Genomic DNA, 16,661 nt, shown 5'->3' with positions numbered 1-16,661 from the left:
CCTTTTCCATAACGCTCACGACCGGGACTTTTGATCCAAGCCGCTTATGGTGGTTTGCTACCTGCTCCTGCAAGCCGATAGCGAGGGGCCATACCCTCATCTCTTACGCCGCTTGCTGCGGCACACTAAAATCAGCATCCCAATAAACAGCGATTGGGTATGACTCAGGGTCTTTTCCAAACTCCCCAAAAAACAAGAAACCCGCATCAAGCGGGCTTCCATCAATATCAGCAATAGCTGTGTAGGGTGCTAAAAACATAGTCATAACTATTAACTCCGTGGGTTTAGTGCGTCTTCTACACGCTTGCGAATTTTTCGATCTTTAATGTGTTTGGTTGAGAGGCGTAATGCACTTGCGACTGGTGCTGGGAAGCCAGACATGCCTGATAAAACAAGGTCCATTGCTGCTGATAATGTTGCTGCAGTATTGCTGTGGTTGATTGCCGCTGATGTAGGTACGGTGAAAATAGTTTTGGAGACCTCATTTAAGGCCCGCAATTTATCTGCACCTTGTTTGCCAAAGATAAAATCAAGCTTGTCATCAAGTTTACGGATCTGTGCGTTCAGCTTGGCTGGGCTGATCATTTGATTGCCTTGAGCATCTGGCGCAACGCCCTGTGTTGCTTGGTCTTTAATATCTCGAAGCACAGACGCCTGAATTTCACGCCATGCTTGCTGACCTTCTGGACCAGCAGTCATGATAGTGCGTTTGGCTTGCCTTAAGTCATCTAGTGAGCCGCGATAAACAACACGATCCACCACATTCTCAAAAGCAACTTTGCGGTCATCGGTACCTTTCTTATTTCCCACCAAATCTTTGACAATAGCGTGGTTCTCCCACTTATCAGCAAAGCGTTTGCGCTCAATCCGAGCAGCCTTATACAAACTTCCCGCATGCGGCTCAATGTGTGCATCAATGAAGTTTTTAAGGATGGTGGCCTGCCTGATATTTGGTGCTTCTTGATTCACGTTGCCGTTAATTTCAGAGCGCCATTTTTCAAGCTGCTTGATTGTTGGGTTGCCTGGCACAAGTTGACCATCTTCACCGCGCTTAGCAATACCGAGCGCTTCCGCAGTCCGCTTTGCTGCAGTAATGATTGGCGTGGTTGGTAGTTCAGGCTGTGAGTTCAGGTAATCAATAACCGATAAATCACCATCCTCTAAAACCGAAACAGGATTAGTAATATCAACTGGCGTGGTCGCTTCTTCAGAATCATCTGCTTTCTTGTAGGCTACACGCACGCGGTTTTTGTCTGCCTGCATTTGCTTTTGCAGAGCACCATCCACCAGCTCACCCGCTTCACGTGTGCTAACTTTTTCAGCGCCAGTCTGATCAATAAAGACATCTATCGACTGCTGCACAGCTTGGTGCTGCTGCTCATAACGCTCGCGAAGCGGCTTGCCTATGTCGGGATCCTTTGCAGCCTCAACCTCAAATTTAAGCTGACCTGGATCGCGGCTAATCTGTCCTTGCGTGAGTTCAGGCTTAACAGGTAAATCTGCTGCAAGCGCCTGACGTACCGTACCCTGATCTACCTGTGCTGCACCAATGTTGGCTGGTGCTGGACCACTGTTTGGACTATCGCGATTAAAGGCATTTTTAGCTGCTTCCGTAACAGCATTAACTGGCCGTTTCGCCTGTTCAACCACCTGAGCGACAACAGGTTTTGCAGCCTGAGCTACTTCCCTTGCAGCTGTGGTCGCTACTGGTACAGATGCACGACCTAAAGTTGCAGTAGAGGCACCAACACCACCACCTAAGACAGGCGGCAAGGTATCAAGACCAGTATCTTCAATGAACTCACCCACTGCACCTACAGCACGTCGACCGCCTGCCGTTCTTGGCTCATAAGTCAAAGCATTAGAGAACTGTGTAGCTCGATTTACGGCATTTTGTGCACCTTGCTGAGTACCAAATGTGCCATCAACGACAGATTCGGCAATACCATGAAAACCGCCTGCAGCCTGACCAATAGCGCCACCAACCGCACCAGTTGCAAGTGTTAAACCTGCCTCTGCTCCACCAATGATTTTATCCATTGTGCTCAATGGTTCTTGTTGTGGTGGAGCTTTTGGCATTTGTGGTTCAATAATATTGCCGTTTGCATCAAAATCAGGGACGGAGCTTTGGTGACTTGTTGGCATCGGTAGTTTGACGATATTGTCTTTTAGGTCTCTCTCCAGAGCTGCTCGTTGTTGCTTGTCGAGCTTTCCAGAGTAATAGGCATCAGATACATTTTGAGGTAGCATGACTGGATCTACTGCTTTTTTCTGCCCCATTAATTTAGCGCCACTGGGTAGCATCACCTTGCCAGCCTTTACGTCTGACTCAAAAGCATTCTTTTGCTCAGTTGTGAGCTTTCCGCCACGGTATGCTTTGTAGACATCAGCAATGGTTGGTTGTTTCTGAGCCTCTCGTTTACTCTTAACGCGATCAAATGTGCTGCCACTCATTCCAATATCACTCCATGCCTTTTTTGGCTGCTTGTAACTATCCAGCGCAGAAGGAAGGGAAGCCCAAGTGCCACCTGATTTCTTGACTGCTGTGGGAATATCCCCTTTTAAGACATGCGGTAGTGCACCGTTTTGAGCTAATAGTGCGACAGCGGCAATATCTTGGCTTTTAGGTGAAAAGTCTTTTAATCCGAGTTGTTTTGCGAGACCATTCCAAGTTGGCTCTAAGAATTGATAGCGACCCGCAGCACTGGTTTTGTTTTTTTTGCCATCGGTCTGGGTGAACTCTTTCAAGATACCAGGATGTTTACTTAAATCACTTAAACGCTCGTTACCAAACATTGTGTGGTAACCATGCTTCACGCCCTCAGCTGAAGCAATCACCCCTAGCATTTTTCGAACATTTGGGTTTTTTAAATGTTGCTCAATTTCTTGTCGTGACAGCATTTATTCTTCCTTTAGGCAAATAAAAAACCACCCGAAGGTGGTTATTGGTGATGGTGGTCAAGGCAATGCTTTAGTTAACCCGAAATTATCCAACTGATTTTAATTAAGTCCACTACTCTTCCAATAAACCCTTGAGCAATCTTCTTGCTTTTGGGTGTTCAGGGTATGCTTGTAGCGCCCTCTCTAAATTAAGCAAGGCGTTCTCCTTGTCAGTATTTTCTATATTTACAACAGCCGCATTAACAAAAGAATTTGCAGCTAAAATATTAGATTTTGCAACACCAAAACCACCAACATACATCTCCCCTTTGTAGGATAGTGCTTGTGCTCTTTCATGAGGTAGCATGGGCTTAGTTGTGCTTGCAGCCACTTCAAAGTGATTAAAGGAGTCAACGCACGGCTTAAAAGTCACGGCATCCATTCCATGTTCTTTTGCGAGCCCACATATTGTGAAATCAAGCAAGCCCCTGTATAGGTGCGCAGATGGATTGCCATTCTTTACTCTACTATCAAGCTCATCAAAACTACTCTTATACATATCTAACTCAGCCTTATTGTTTTTCTTGTTTTTTTCGGAAGATAAGTGGGATGCAATATTTTTCAAAAGCTCATGGTTGCTCAATCCTTTTACATCGGCAGCTTTTGCTGTTGAACACAATAATAAGATAATTAAAATAATATTTTTCATGAGATAACCCTCCTTATTTTAAGGGGAGGTTATCACAACTTTAAGGCGAAATATTAAAATAGATCGCCTGACCAGTGGTTGCCTGCTGACTGCGACTTTGTTTATCTTGATTCTTGAGCGCTCTCCCTAAATTCTTTTGGTAAAACTCAGAAAATGGAGTGCCTTTCGGAACTCGAACACCCAACACCTCAATGTCGCGCTTACTTGAGCCAAGCTGCCCATTCTGATTAACCCACTCAGCCTTCATCTGTTTGTGAGCTGCATCAACCTCACTCATTTTAGCCACACCGCGCAAGAACGTTGTAATGGTGGTCGAGTCAGCATTTGATGGTGGAAATCCTTTGCGCGCCATTTCAATATCTTTATCCGTTGCCGGCCCAGGTGGTAAGGCCTTAAGTACCTCACTGTTAATCAGGCGGTCATATTCCCTCATCATAGCGTTTTGCTCATCATTTGAGAAACCAGTTGCACGTTTAAATCCCGCCCATCCCCATGTCCACATACCGCCAGCCTGAGCCTCTTTGGCATATCGATCGGCAAGACTGTTGAGTTTTTGGGATTGTGTCTGAGCGGCTGCCGAGTCTGTGACAAGCTCATTTACAAGTTTTTCCGCCCCTGGGCTTAACTTGGCTTGGCTTTGACCCAACTCCTCCAGCTTTAATTGGGTGTTGGTCTCCAGCTTGTCACGCTCCAACCCTAGCTGTCCTGCACGATACTCAATTTGTGATTGAACGTTCGCGATATTCCATTGTTTTTCATCAGGCAGCCATTCATTCTCAATCTTGGTCTGCTCGGTTTCAGCTTCAATTTTTCCAATTTCAGCTTCGGCTTTTGGCCCAAGCCACTTGGTTTCAGTCTCTGTTTTCTCAGTTTCGGCTTTAACCTTACCTGTTTGAGCCTGTTTGTTTTCGATCTCAAACGGTGTTAAATCGTTTTGATTCAATGCACCTAATACATCTTTAAACTGGCTTGGATTGGTTGAGGCAAGGGTAAGGCCGGTTAATGCTTGAAGTCCCTCGGGATCCGTTTCAGCCATAGTTGCCATCTGACGCAAATAACCAGCCGTTTCTTTATCACCAGAATTCTCATAGCCAACAGCTTCAGTTTCAAGAATAGACTTAGCCAGGTCAAAACGCTTGCTTGCCGTAGCAGCATAAATACGTGACGCTGTTTTAAAGGTAGCCTGTTGCTTTCCTGAATCTAGAACATCATAAGATCGTTTGAAATCTTCTGCTAAAGCCGGATACTTCGCCATAATATTGGCGTAATCGTCATGGGTTTTGTTTGGCTTGGATGCAAAGGCTGAAAGCTCTTCTTGCATTTGCTGCTTTTGAATAGCTTCACGTTCAGCTTGTTTTTTAGCTTGCATGAACTGCCCAATCTGCATCCCTTGAGTTAAGCCAGTCATAGCTGTCTGAATAGGGTTTTGCACATCAAGCATATAATTAATAGGCTGTACCATAATTAAAACATCCCCATCATCTGCATACCGCCGATCTGACCAATCGCACCAGTTAGACCGTTCCACATATTTGCATTAGCTTGACCTTTTGCTAAAGCTGCACCTGCCTGAGCTGCACCAGACTGCTGATAAAGGTTTGAAATATTGCTTGCAGCCTGCATGCCTGCGTTACCGGTTCCGGCTGCCGCGTTCTGACCAAGTGAGGTCATGCCTGCTAGATTTTGATAGCGCTGGTTAATCAATTGATTGAGCAACTGTGGTCTGAATTGCGCCAATGCCGCTTGAGTATTGCCACCACGCAAACCACCAGTAGCGGACGCATTTTGCAAAATAGCGTTTTCGCCCTGTTGTAAGTAGGTTTGCATCTCTGCGCTATTATTGATGTTTCCAATAGCTGTTTGCTGTGCTGCTGTGCCGTTAATACCAAGCAAGTCTTGCTGACCAGTCAAACCACTAAGGCCTGCATCTGAATAAGGTTTTAAGAGTTTTTGAACTGCATCAAACTGTCGACGCTGTTCCTCTACCCCCATTTCAGATGATTGGATCTGGGCATTGGCTGCTGATTTCGCTGCTTTTTTTTGTGCGCGGCCGGACATTGCACCACCAACAACCGCACTACCAACTACCGCTGCTGCAACTGGCATAAGTATTCTCCTTTAGTTAAGCCAACCAATGTCTGGTCAAGCAATTCACCGTTTTTCAAGAATGATTGAGTTAAAACACCTTCTTTTTTAAATCCAAGTTGAAGTGCATAAAACAAGGCTTTTTTATTGGTCGAAGGTGTGTAAGAAATTGCCTTTTGATATTTGCTAAACAGGTGTTCAAGCAACAATTTACCTGCCTGAAATGCTTCTTTGCCTCGCAGCAATAAACAGGTGTGAATTTCTGCGGTTACTGCATTTTGTGGAACAAGCATAAATAGACCTTTGATTTCTTCATCTTGGTAGATTCCAAGACATTCAAGGGTATGTGGTAGTTGCTGGATTTCATGATTTTTAGATGCATCGTCAGAAATATCATCATTAACTGCAGCATCTAAAATCACACGGTTTATTAGGTCGAGATCATTCAAAGGCTGCAATGTAATCATGTGACCTCTCGACCTGACGCTCGAATGGTCAATGATGTAGCAGCACTGGCAATCATACTAATCGCATCGCCCGGTTCTAACACATGGCCAACCAATTCAGGGCAAACATAAGTTTCACCAGCTGCTACTGATTTGGTTTTAATGACTGCATTGGCATCTGCTACCGCTCCACCTTCAGGAACCAGGTTGCAGCTAAATGTCACCGCTGCCGCCGTGGTGTTGGTGACAGTCACCTTATCAATCATGGTTTTAGAGTTGGTGGCAATATATTGGTTTGTTTGAGCATCTTCTAACTGCTTAGAAGGAATAATACATGTGACTTTGACAGCCATTAGACTATCTCCAATGTTGATAATTCTTGATATTGAATGTGCGTAGGCTCTAACGAGTCTTGGGTTATGGATTCATAACGAGGAACAGGACAGTCCTGACTTGTTGATTCGTGACGTGGCGTTAAATCATCGAACTGGCAATTACATTGATGAACCGGTTCTAAAGCTTTAATACTGGCTAGTTCATCGATTGCATAAAGCAACGCCATTGCCAAGGCTGCTTGAGCCGTTGCACTCTCTGCCACAACCTGAACATTTTCCAACCCTTCAAGCTGTCGCTCTAATTCATCTGGCAATAGCTCAAAGACCTGTTCAAATGCTTTCAGGGTTCGAGGCTCTTTAAAGATTTTGGCTAAATCTTCGCGTCTTGGTGTGCTAGGTCTTTTAATCACTTACACCCCCAACGGCTCTATTTTAGCCTCTAGTCTCGCAATGGATAGTCGCGCATCAGACGTTCCTTTAAATCGCTGTAGACGCCAGTTTTGCATATAACCTTGCTGGAACCACACAAGGCGCTTATTGCGCTGCCCTTGCTTACCAACGCTAATAAATTTAGGCATGGACCATTCCATACCATCAGTCGAGTATTGCGTATAGATGCTCGATTCTTTTCGGAATAAATTGCGACCAGTTAAGCCAACCAGCTCAAGTTGATGAAAAATCACTCCACTTGACTCGTTGTAGATAATCGCCGTACCGAATTGCCATTCGATTTCATTACCCCAGTGCTCACCAGTTTCATCAGTCAATACACCAAGCTTTGATTCAGTCGTATGTCCTACAAACCATTTGTTATAGGCATAAGTCATATTTCGAGCTGTGTAACCGTTGCCACTGTTCAAAATAAACCATGTTGGCTGACCGGTTGACTGCGAAGCAATGGCGTCATACACCAGGGTTTGATCTGGTAGATGAATGTATAACCATGAGTGTCCATCAATCTGACGTGATTCAAGCAAACATTTCGACAACTGACCTTCTGTGTAGTTTGAAAGAATCTGCTCAACTTCACGTGTTGCAATCTTTTGCACAGAACCAGTAGATGAAATATAAACTGTGATAGCTTCATTTCGCCCACCACCAAGCATAGCGATTGCATCCATGTAAACACATGCAGCATTTTTGCTTAGTGCGCCCTTGGTGGTTTGAGCGCCATCAATGCGCTGGAATGGGAAAAATTCACCACCGACGTTGTCGAAGACCTCAATGGTATTCCGGTTTAGAACATAAACTTCATTACGAAGTTTAAGTAGGCCCACAATAGGATCAGGATCGACTTCTGATGATCCGTATTTAAGCGGATTCACTTCAAATGGATTATTTAGTTCAGTGACAACAATGTTGTTGCTGTCGCTTGTCATGAAATAACCATCCACCCAAATCACATCATGCACAGCACCTAAGTTTTCATCTGTGACTCGCTGTAAGTCCTCACCATCGTACAAATACAGCGCATTCCCTGCATTGATAGCCAGATAATCAAATGAGTAATCAAATGAACATAGCCCGCCAAATTGCACATCACCAAGCTCTGTCACTTGGCAAGATGCTGTGATTTTTACAAACTTGGTGCCGCACACCCGATAATGCTCACCACGCCAAACAATACCACCGCGATCTACACCTGGTAGGTCTGCGATATGATTAATACCTTCGGCTGGTCTTAAATATCCTGCTGAAATCCCCTGTCCTTTTGGAACTGGAATCAGGTTGACAGGGTAAGCTGTGCGAAAATCAGAGTTATTGTCAGTATAGATTCCATCAAGGATAGGGATTTGCATTTTTAGCCCACTCGATACCAGGTATTAGAAAGCTTGTCGTATTTCAATTTAAAGAAACCATTTGCAGCCAATGCATTGGGAGCACCAATGACAAGCGCATTATCTCCATCGACTGAGAAGTTTGCGACCTGCTGAGAACATGCCACCAATACAACTTGCCCATCTGTAACTTCATAACGCTCAGGCAACTTAATTGATCCAGTGCTTAACCCTGATGTCGGGTTGAGAATCAGGTACGTTCCGACTTCACTATTTTCAATATCAAGTGTGAAATTTGCATTCGGGTTGAAGTGCTGGATAAGCAAAGAGGATTGATTACCTTGCTCTGGCTTAATAGCTTCTTTTAAAACATCAAGCGGCACACCACGAAAATCCTGATTGTTTGCACTCCAAAGCACAACTGAATCATTTGGACCAATGCGATCCGTAATATTTAATCGTTTATTCATTGGAAAAACTCACTGATGTATCTGGTGCAAAAACGGTTTTGGTGCATGTCTTTTCGATAAATGGGTGACATGTTGATTTGTGCCCAGCGCCACACGGTAATGATGGATCAAGCTGCACGCGCGGTGGATTGCTCAGCATTGCCAATTGAATCGTTTCGAATGCATCCTTTGCCATGGCTTTTAATTCAACAGGCACAGCCTTGCCAAATGATCCAGCCAGCCGAATCGCTAGATTTAAGCGAACCGCTTCAACTGCATAATCTGGGATATGAGTATCCTCGTCCAGATCGCCACTTTTGCCACTTGATGCTAGTGGATAACCAAAGCGAATATCCTTGGCATCCCATAGGCCCATCATGGTGTCGAGCTTGCTTTTGGCACTCTCAACCTGCTCAGGCTGCATATCGAACACATAAGATGCAAGTCCTAGTTCTTCAAGCGCCTGCTCAATAATTTGTCTTTTAGTCCAGGACATAAGCACCTCTTAATTATTTGGAGTTTTTAGACTCATGATCCAAAACCAACTGAGCTAATTCAGGCTTGCCAGCATTGACTTTGTATTTAATTGCAGCCTTATCAAGAATGGCTTTAAGTTCATCCGCTGGCTTGTCTTCCAACTCCTTAAAGCGAGTCTGCTTGCGTAGCTCTTGGTTTTCTTTTAGAGCTTCGACCAGTTCTTCTTTAAGCTTGGTATTTTCTTCACCCAATGCATCAAACTGTTCTACCGGTACAAATGCTGATGAATCAATTTCAGAAACTGAACCGCCTGCAACACCTGATTCACGTTCAGGCAATTCACTAAAACCCATCCAACCAGAATCAAGCAGTTCTTTTTCCGACTCTTCACTCGATGCGGTTTGGTGTTCGTATTTAGCTTTATTACCCTTGTAGAGCATTTTTGGATAATTCGACATTTCACTACTCCAAAAATGACGACGCCCGCATATAGCGGGCATTTGTCGTCATGGTTTTATTGGGTTTGATTGTTAGGTCTGATTCTCTAGCATGATGCCAGCTAACTCAGGGTTAAGCACTTCCACGTTTGCCCACACAAATAAACGGTAGTTAGCCGCTAATGTATCGACATTAGAGTCAGACAGCATCACAATCTGAATACCGCTGTCAGTAGTCGCTTTACGAACACGCTTACCAGAAGCTTCAAACGGTTCGGTGTTGAAGTCAGCATGCACAATTTCAATCGCTGATTTTTCATAGAACACGCTTGCTGCAGTGGTCTTTTTGTTCAGGATAGTGATTGCCGCATCTGCTGCCGCACCAGTAGTCACGTTTGCATAAGCTTTTTGGGCTGCTGCAGTACCATCAGCCGGAACAATTGCAGGTGAAATTGTCCAGTTACCACCATTGATTGCAAGAATACGGAAAGTTTTTAATTGTCCAGTAGACTGTTTGTTGATATGACCAACTGCATATACACCTGCAATTGTGAACACATCACCAACTGCGGCACCTGTACCAGTTTTAACTGCTAAAGTCTGAGTGCGGTTATCAGCCGGGATGCCATTTGAATCAGCAGAAACAGGCGTGTAAGACTGTGCACCGCTGACCAAATAACCTGCACCCGCAGAGCCAGCAATTGATTTACCGTAATCAACACGGAAAGTATCAAAGCCTGCAATCGGTTGTAGCGTAGAACGTTGATACGCATTCATTGGCGCTGTGTTCATTGTTTGGCGTGCAGCAAGGTTGCCAGCAATGTTTTTCGCCATACGTGGATTTAACAGCATGATACGCTCGCCGCGAGTCGCCTGTTGCTCAAGCATTAAAGCATCTGCTTCTGCAGCATCGTCATAGGTATCAATTGCACCTGCGTTGATTACAGCCAAAGTGCCACGTTCTGCCACACGGTTAGCAACCAGAGTATCCAACTTGTTAGAAAGCAGGATGTTTGAAGTTTTAACAATATTGTCAAAAGCATACGGATTATTAAGGTCTACACCTGTCAATTTAACTGGCACGTTACGGATGTGCGATTCAGTCAAAGTAGCAGGCACAGTAAGTTCCACTAGGTCTTTATATTGCCCGGTAATGTCGCGACCATCCACGATTTCAGTCATCAATGGCATTGGGCGGTGGAAAGTTTGACCATTTAAAGCAAGTGCTTCTGCAGGTGCTTTGTATTGAGAAACGTTTTTAGAGCTGATATTGGTTGCATCAAAGCCAGCCACAACATCATCAAAGAAAACATCAATTTTCTTAGCAAAAGAGTTCGCCATAAGTATTCACCTTATTTCTGTAAAGATTTTTTGTATTTAATCAGCTCGGTACGATCACCAGTTTTCGCTGCTTTCGCTTCGAGTTGCGCTAACTTCTGATCTACCACACCAGATAAGCCAGCCGATCCACTAGGTTTCCGCTCTGGTTGAGTTGATGGTTTGCGAGTTTGGATTTTCATTTGAGAGTCCAGTTTGGCTGCAGCAAAGGCGAATTGAATTGGGTCTGTAATTTCAGAAAGCTCTTGCGCTTTCTTTGGATTTTTCCCCAAGTGGTACAGAATCAATTCTGGATTATCGGCAGCATGAATTAAAATGCCCTGCTGGGTTGCTGTGAGTTTGTCTTTTGCAGCTTCTTCTACTTCCTCAAAGTCACGTACTTTGGATGCTACATTTTGACGTCGCTCTTCATAGCTTTGCATTTTGTTCTGCCATGCTTGCTTAGCCTTTTCTTCTTCAGCCTGCTTTGCTACCTGCTGCTGTTCAACTTGACGTTTACGCTCATGCCATTGTTCAACTGCGCTTTCAAATTGATCTTCATCATAATCAAAGTCGGCAAGTTTTGGCTTTGGGCCAACCTCAATCGGTTTGTCAGCAGGTTTAGCCTGTTGCACCTGAGCTTCTAGCTCTTTGATGCGTTTACGTGCTTCCCGCTCTTTTTTGCGAAGGTCTTTTACCCATGTTGGCGCTGGTTTACCGCTGAAGTCATCCTCATCGGATGGTTCAGGCTCTTCATCACCTACCGTAATAACAAACTCTTCATCTTCTGACGTCTCATCATCAGACTGGTTTGATTCATCTTGGGTTTCTTCTGGATCTTCCTGATTTTCATCTTCCTGATTATCTTCAATCGGGTCGATGTTGTCTTCTTCATCCAGTTTTGTGCGCAGGTCTTCAATTGACATATTGCATTTCCTCGTTCTGTGTAGGCTGAACGGCTGCCTGTTGTGGTTGCATACCTAGTTGGTTAATTGCTTCAAGCACTGCTTGTCGCTCGTCCATATCTAAGCGTGTCATTAAATCGATTGCTTTGGCTTTGGTTTCTTCTGCTCTTGCTATCGCGAGTTCAGTGTCTGCCTGTGCCTTAATTGCGAGTGATTTATTCTTTTCGGCTTCTGACTGCAGATACAGCGTATTTGCATCAGGTTGTTGATTTTGGGCTTCTTGCGCGAGTTGCTGAGCTTCTTCCTTAGTCGGCTCTACAACACCCATACGCAGCAATTTCTTGCGGTAATATTCACGGACTTCATTAACACCTTCACCCTCCATGTTCATCATAATCATGGATGACAACACCTGTTGATCCATTGGATCAGATACCAGTGGGAGCATGTTGGTCAGTGAGCGTACGGTTGCATTGCGTTTACTGGTCGATGTTGGTCCAATGTCAATTGAGACATCAAACTTAGCTTTGGTTAAGTCGTTTGTATGCTCAACCTCACCAGAAGAAGGGTTATAAACAGGTTTGAATAACTCAATGGAGTCAATTTCATCCTGATTGCCTACCGTCTTCATTGTTCGACCATCTTCAACATAGAGTTCAGAAGCCATAGACAACCAAATTTCACCAGAACGACGCACCGCTTTGGCAAAGTTCGAAATGTAGATGAAAGACTGCATATCCAAGCGGTTTTGAATCATCTCGATTGCAACACCACTAGTATTGGAAACAATCTCATCACCAGATTCCTGATTGCCCAGAATGTCTGATAAGTCCTGTTCAGTTACCTGGAGCAAGGCTGCCATTGCTGGCGGTACGTTTGGCGGTTTGGTGTAAGCCACTGGGCCTTGAGCAACAACATTACCCATCGCATCTTTAAGTGGATGAGCTAACAAGTACGGATAGTTTTGAATATTGTCATTCGCCCACATATGCGAAACGCCAGCAACCTGTTCAGGAGCCAGAATCGGCTTCTCAACGCTGGATAGCACACTGATTTCGCCAAGCTTAGATAACTGCATGTTCTTCAGTCGCTGAGCATCCTTACAAAGCCGCACATGACCCATGCAACGCTCTACGTTGTCAACATACCAGCGCTTGCCATATACCGGCACAATCGGGATATGACGACCAGCGATATAGCCGTAATCTTCAAGAACACCTAGACCAGACATAAGAAGTTTGCGAACGCGCTTACGTTCAAAATCTCGTACCCGGATTTGTTGTGCACCGGTTGCATTCAATTCATCGAGAATGCTTGGATCCTCTTCAAGCTGTTCCGCCGTATAACGTTCTTCTGATCCATCGATTAAACGGAAGATATGAATCTTCTCCTTAACCTTTTCGACCTTATAGTACTCAGCAACATAAACAGAGTCTTTCGATGCCCAATCAAAGTGACTATTAGCAATCGTCTTATCCCATGATGATGGGTCTTGATCTTCGCCATACTCTTCTTTGAATGCGTCACATGACATTGAAGTCAAAACAAAGCAGTATTTCGCATCTGCCTTATCCTGGCGTTTTGCATCCGGATCAAAGAAAACACATGTATCAGCATCAAAAATAGGCTCTATTCTGATTCGCTGATGCTCGTTCTCTTCATCATCCTCATCTTCATATTCAGCACGTAAACGCCAAGCACCAAAGCCACCACCAACTGCTTCTTCAAACGCATTGTCATAAGCTTCATCTGCACCTGAGTCCTGCTCATCTGCACGATAAAGCTTTGCACAGGTATCAGCTAGATCGTCATTACTCACACCATCTTTGCTAATGAAGTTCACGCCAATGCGGTTATTGCGATATTCGTTAATAATACGAATGACAGCCAAGTGAATCTTATTGACTTCAAATTTAGGCTTATTTTCAAACTGCTCGCCTAACTTGCCTTCCCACTGAGCCCCAGCAATAGAATAAAAACGACGATCCTCTAAGCACTGCTGACGTTCATCAGCAACAGCACCTTGAGCTTTATCAAATTGTTTCTTTGCGGTTTCGTGGATTTTGGCAAGTCGATCTGCTTTATCAGTCACGACTTGACTCCATTTGATTACCAACGATTGACGGTTGGGATTGGGTTAATTTCTACTTGCTGCGGCTGGCACATTTTATTGATATTAATCGCACCCTCACCAAACGCATCTGAGCTATGCGAAGCCCAGTCATGCACTGGCGTTGCCTTAAATTGCTCTAATTTGTCGTTAAATTCACGACGATAGTTTTGTAATGCACGAATACCGTGTTTGCATTTTTCAGCATCAAACCAACAGTTTTTTAAGAATTGACGTGTTGCTTCGATACGATCCTCAACACCAAGCCTTGCACCCTTATTCATTCGATAGCCAAGCGTCGCCATGGTTTGCTCACGGCTCACGCCACTTGATAGGTCCCGTGCTGCAATGTCGTGCGGTGCAAAGTGTTTTTCATAGCGATAACCAAACTTCTGTGCTTTCTCATCAAGAATTCGAGCGTAATGCGCCAGTGGCTCGTTATTCGCCTCGTAATGATCGATAGCTCGCTTCTCTTTGCCGTAGATCTGGAAGAACCAAATCGCTGTGGGGTCGAGAATCCCCAAATCCCATGATGTGTAAACAGGCAAATTTGGATCATGCGGAACTTTACAGATACGATTCTCACGTTTGATCTGCTCAAACTCAGCTTTGTAGATTGCACCATCTGCAATCTCTTTGGGTTTACCAAGCCAAATGTGCTCATATTGATCGTAGTCATCAGCTTTCATCTGCTCAGCGAGTGCAATCAGTTCATCTGGGCATTCTTTGTTATCTATGTAATTAATCTGCACCACAACCGTGTCGTCACGCCCACCAAGCACATATTGCGAATAAACAGCGTCACTTGGTAGCTTTGGGTTCATTGACATGATAACCATCGGCTTAAAGGTACGAACAACTGTGGGAATCAAAATAGACAACGAGAACGCACTCACTGTCTGCGCTTCCTCGATCCACGTGATTGTTGCACCTTCAAACGATTTGACCGACTCGACTGTATGGTTCAGTAAGCCAGCAAAGCTAAACTCAGTGCCGTTAATGCCGCGTATTTCTGTTTCTAAGATTTGATAGAAGTGACCCAAGCCTAATGCAATAATGCGATCCGATAAGAGCTTGTGAACAGACTGTTTAATTGATTTTTGCACTTCACGACAGCAAAGAATGCGATGCTTTTGTTTTGCGCCTTCGATCAATAGAAAGTCTGCAATTTCCCATGACTTACCACCACCACGGCCACCATGGTAGACGTAAAAAAGTTTATTATTTTTTAGGTGTGTATAGAGCGCCTTAAACTTACTCGGTACTCGCTTCTCCATCATCTTCAAATACCACCTTCAAACTCATATCAATCGGACCGCCATTTGCGCCAGTCATTTCAACCGTTTGCTTGTCGCTATACTTCTTAGGATTCATCTTTCCAAGAATCCATTTACGCGCATCAATTTGAAGTCTAGCTTTCGCAATGGAGGCAGTTTCTTCTTCAGCACTATCGGCAATATCAAGCATTTCCTCAAAAATGCCCTCTGCTCGATCATCGCTCGCGCGCGCGTAGTTGTTGCGAAACTCGTCATGTTCTCGCAACCAACGATAAACAGTGGAGCGATTTGGAAACCCAGTTTTTTTTACAAATAGAATTTAAGCTCTCCCCACTTGCTAAAAGTGAGCATATATCGTCAGCCACTTCTACCAAATAGTCAGAAGGGCGACCTGTTTGCTTAGCCGCCATATCTTTACTCCATTGCAAACATCAAATCATCTGGCGTACTTAAATATTTCCCATGCTTCAAACAGAACGCATGAATGCCATTCAGGTACTCAGTGAACTGATCCACACTTGCATCCCTTGTGCTAATTAGCTCATTCAACCCATCGGCTACCTGCTGATATTGCGGATGACCTTGCTCTCGTAACACTGTCACCGCAGCAAACGTCTTTCGATATTGACCAACATCATCACGCGCATAAATCCGAGCAAGCATGCGCTTCTTAAAATACAAGTGCTCGTATTCTTTATCTGTACCCTGACGCTTGGACCACTGACTCATCCACATCCAATACAAGCGATTCTGCGCTCTACTCCGGTCATCTTCTTTTTGATTGATCCGAACAACTAAAGGCTTGCCATCACTTAACGCATTCGCATGGTGTTTATGCATGTAGGCAATGGCGCGACCTACTTCTTCAAATGACTTAATGACGAACGTTGCGGGTTCGAGTTTAAAAGTATTCTTCATCCCTTTTATCCATCATCAACTCAGTCTTAACCAACCACCCTTCAAACAGCTTTTCACTTTCTTCACGATTGCCTAAATCAAACTGATCAAACTGGCTGTGGCATGAATGGCACAACGGCACTGTGAACTCATCACTGGCTTTGATTGATCTACCCTTGCCGTGCTTGGCTGAATTGCTGTGAGCCGCTTGTGAGTTTGGATTACCACAACGCACACACGGCAGCTTTCTAATTTCAGCGAGTCTTTTGGGGTTTCTCATGAAGTAATTCTTCTATGCTTGCGATCTGCTTACCAATCTTTCTTAACTCAGCACCGCAGTCTTGGCGAAATGCATAGCTGGAATACAAATGGTTGTAGTTCATCAAGCGTGATTGATTTGCCTTAAGCAGCTCTAGATTTTTGGATGCCTCTACTCGATCAGCCATGATCACCCCACAATAAGAAAAGAAAAACCCCGCCAATAATGCATATTGAGCAGGGTCTTATTTGCCGTAATACGTTCGGCTATTTAAGGTTTCGATTAAAGTGTATTGTTTGT

Annotated in this window: 20 protein-coding genes; all 20 read right to left on the bottom strand. The window is 44.4% G+C overall.

The genetic code is table 11. The features are described from left to right. Nucleotides 1–103: 103 nt before the first annotated feature. The 20 genes from FTU16_RS15725 to FTU16_RS15630 all read right to left on the bottom strand — a co-directional run bounded on the left by FTU16_RS15725 (nucleotide 104) and on the right by FTU16_RS15630 (nucleotide 16,548). Entirely contained in the window at nucleotides 104–265 is a 162-nt protein-coding gene (locus FTU16_RS15725; protein WP_180163652.1) for a hypothetical protein, read from the bottom strand. Nucleotides 266–270: 5 nt separating this feature from the next. Further along, a complete protein-coding gene (locus FTU16_RS15720) occupies nucleotides 271–2,901 on the bottom strand; it encodes a glycoside hydrolase family 104 protein (RefSeq protein ID WP_180163651.1) in 2,631 nt (876 codons plus the stop codon). A gap of 112 nt (nucleotides 2,902–3,013) precedes the next feature. Beyond that, entirely contained in the window at nucleotides 3,014–3,589 is a 576-nt protein-coding gene (locus tag FTU16_RS15715; protein ID WP_180163650.1) for a hypothetical protein, read from the bottom strand. A gap of 40 nt (nucleotides 3,590–3,629) precedes the next feature. Continuing rightward, entirely contained in the window at nucleotides 3,630–5,051 is a 1,422-nt protein-coding gene (locus tag FTU16_RS16585; protein ID WP_257227157.1) for a hypothetical protein, read from the bottom strand. Nucleotides 5,052–5,053: 2 nt separating this feature from the next. Next, complete coding sequence (locus FTU16_RS15705; protein WP_180163649.1) at nucleotides 5,054–5,695, bottom strand: hypothetical protein; 642 nt, start codon at nucleotides 5,693–5,695, stop codon at nucleotides 5,054–5,056. Next, complete coding sequence (locus FTU16_RS15700) at nucleotides 5,674–6,141, bottom strand: DUF2824 family protein (protein ID WP_218955667.1); 468 nt, start codon at nucleotides 6,139–6,141, stop codon at nucleotides 5,674–5,676. Before FTU16_RS15700 ends, FTU16_RS15705 begins: the two co-directional genes overlap by 22 nt. After that, complete coding sequence (locus tag FTU16_RS15695; RefSeq protein WP_180163648.1) at nucleotides 6,138–6,473, bottom strand: hypothetical protein; 336 nt, start codon at nucleotides 6,471–6,473, stop codon at nucleotides 6,138–6,140. Before FTU16_RS15695 ends, FTU16_RS15700 begins: the two co-directional genes overlap by 4 nt. Continuing rightward, the gene (locus tag FTU16_RS15690) at nucleotides 6,473–6,865 is read right to left on the bottom strand and encodes a hypothetical protein (RefSeq protein ID WP_180163647.1); all 393 of its coding nucleotides are present in this window, start codon (nucleotides 6,863–6,865) and stop codon (nucleotides 6,473–6,475) included. The genes FTU16_RS15695 and FTU16_RS15690 overlap by 1 nt, the downstream gene beginning before the upstream one ends. Next, complete coding sequence (locus FTU16_RS15685) at nucleotides 6,866–8,254, bottom strand: packaged DNA stabilization protein (protein WP_180163646.1); 1,389 nt, start codon at nucleotides 8,252–8,254, stop codon at nucleotides 6,866–6,868. 2 nt (nucleotides 8,255–8,256) lie between these two features. Then, nucleotides 8,257–8,703 (bottom strand): hypothetical protein, encoded by a 447-nt coding sequence (locus tag FTU16_RS15680; RefSeq protein WP_180163645.1) that lies wholly within the window; start codon nucleotides 8,701–8,703, stop codon nucleotides 8,257–8,259. Continuing rightward, the gene (locus FTU16_RS15675) at nucleotides 8,696–9,178 is read right to left on the bottom strand and encodes a packaged DNA stabilization gp4 family protein (protein WP_180163644.1); all 483 of its coding nucleotides are present in this window, start codon (nucleotides 9,176–9,178) and stop codon (nucleotides 8,696–8,698) included. The genes FTU16_RS15680 and FTU16_RS15675 overlap by 8 nt, the downstream gene beginning before the upstream one ends. Nucleotides 9,179–9,191: 13 nt before the next feature. Beyond that, on the bottom strand, nucleotides 9,192–9,617 hold the full coding sequence (locus FTU16_RS15670) for a hypothetical protein (protein ID WP_180163643.1): 426 nt from the start codon (nucleotides 9,615–9,617) through the stop codon (nucleotides 9,192–9,194). 72 nt (nucleotides 9,618–9,689) lie between these two features. Beyond that, nucleotides 9,690–10,937, bottom strand: a complete 1,248-nt coding sequence (locus FTU16_RS15665) for a P22 phage major capsid protein family protein (RefSeq protein WP_180163642.1) — start codon at nucleotides 10,935–10,937, stop codon at nucleotides 9,690–9,692. Between the two features lie 11 nt (nucleotides 10,938–10,948). Continuing rightward, a complete protein-coding gene (locus FTU16_RS15660) occupies nucleotides 10,949–11,839 on the bottom strand; it encodes a hypothetical protein (RefSeq protein ID WP_180163641.1) in 891 nt (296 codons plus the stop codon). After that, complete coding sequence (locus FTU16_RS15655) at nucleotides 11,829–13,910, bottom strand: portal protein (protein WP_180163640.1); 2,082 nt, start codon at nucleotides 13,908–13,910, stop codon at nucleotides 11,829–11,831. Before FTU16_RS15655 ends, FTU16_RS15660 begins: the two co-directional genes overlap by 11 nt. A gap of 17 nt (nucleotides 13,911–13,927) precedes the next feature. Further along, entirely contained in the window at nucleotides 13,928–15,208 is a 1,281-nt protein-coding gene (locus FTU16_RS15650) for a PBSX family phage terminase large subunit (RefSeq protein WP_180163639.1), read from the bottom strand. Continuing rightward, complete coding sequence (locus FTU16_RS16710) at nucleotides 15,183–15,524, bottom strand: hypothetical protein (protein ID WP_373683908.1); 342 nt, start codon at nucleotides 15,522–15,524, stop codon at nucleotides 15,183–15,185. The genes FTU16_RS15650 and FTU16_RS16710 overlap by 26 nt, the downstream gene beginning before the upstream one ends. Before the next feature lie 95 nt (nucleotides 15,525–15,619). Beyond that, complete coding sequence (locus FTU16_RS15640; protein ID WP_180163638.1) at nucleotides 15,620–16,123, bottom strand: hypothetical protein; 504 nt, start codon at nucleotides 16,121–16,123, stop codon at nucleotides 15,620–15,622. After that, complete coding sequence (locus tag FTU16_RS15635; RefSeq protein ID WP_180163637.1) at nucleotides 16,107–16,382, bottom strand: hypothetical protein; 276 nt, start codon at nucleotides 16,380–16,382, stop codon at nucleotides 16,107–16,109. The genes FTU16_RS15640 and FTU16_RS15635 overlap by 17 nt, the downstream gene beginning before the upstream one ends. After that, on the bottom strand, nucleotides 16,357–16,548 hold the full coding sequence (locus FTU16_RS15630) for a hypothetical protein (protein ID WP_180163636.1): 192 nt from the start codon (nucleotides 16,546–16,548) through the stop codon (nucleotides 16,357–16,359). The genes FTU16_RS15635 and FTU16_RS15630 overlap by 26 nt, the downstream gene beginning before the upstream one ends. Nucleotides 16,549–16,661: the final 113 nt, after the last annotated feature.

Source organism: Acinetobacter sp. YH12069, assembly GCF_013419675.1.
GTDB classification, from domain to species: domain Bacteria; phylum Pseudomonadota; class Gammaproteobacteria; order Pseudomonadales; family Moraxellaceae; genus Acinetobacter; species Acinetobacter amyesii.
Note: the sequence above shows the minus strand (reverse complement) of the source record. Positions and strands in the feature narration are given on the sequence as shown.